The following is a 640-nucleotide window of genomic DNA, read 5'->3' on the forward strand; positions in this document are numbered from 1 at the left end:
GAAGTAGCAACGCCAGTTGTTATGGAGTCATCCTTGAAATACCACCCTTTAACGTTTGATGTTCTAACGAAGATTGCGGAACGCGGTCTCGGACAGTGTCTGGTGGGTAGTTTGACTGGGGCGGTCTCCTCCCAAAGAGTAACGGAGGAGCACGAAGGTTTGCTAATGACGGTCGGACATCGTCAGGTTAGTGCAATGGTAAAAGCAAGCTTAACTGCGAGACAGACAAGTCGAGCAGGTACGAAAGTAGGTCATAGTGATCCGGTGGTTCTGAATGGAAGGGCCATCGCTCAACGGATAAAAGGTACTCCGGGGATAACAGGCTGATACCGCCCAAGAGTTCATATCGACGGCGGTGTTTGGCACCTCGATGTCGGCTCATCACATCCTGGGGCTGAAGTAGGTCCCAAGGGTATGGCTGTTCGCCATTTAAAGTGGTACGCGAGCTGGGTTTAGAACGTCGTGAGACAGTTCGGTCCCTATCTGCCGTGGGCGTTGGAGAATTGAAAGGGGCTGCTCCTAGTACGAGAGGACCGGAGTGGACGCATCCCTGGTGTTCCAGTTGTGTCGCCAGACGCATTGCTGGGTAGCTACATGCGGGAGAGATAAGTGCTGAAAGCATCTAAGCACGAAACTTGCC

The 640-nt window shown here is 52.7% G+C and carries 1 rRNA gene; it reads left to right on the top strand.

Annotated elements, in window-relative coordinates:
• Window positions 1–640, top strand: a 23S ribosomal RNA gene (locus ACTG7X_RS11025); the annotation flags it as partial.

This window comes from Lonepinella sp. BR2271 (assembly GCF_051851515.1).
Classification (GTDB): domain Bacteria; phylum Pseudomonadota; class Gammaproteobacteria; order Enterobacterales; family Pasteurellaceae; genus Lonepinella.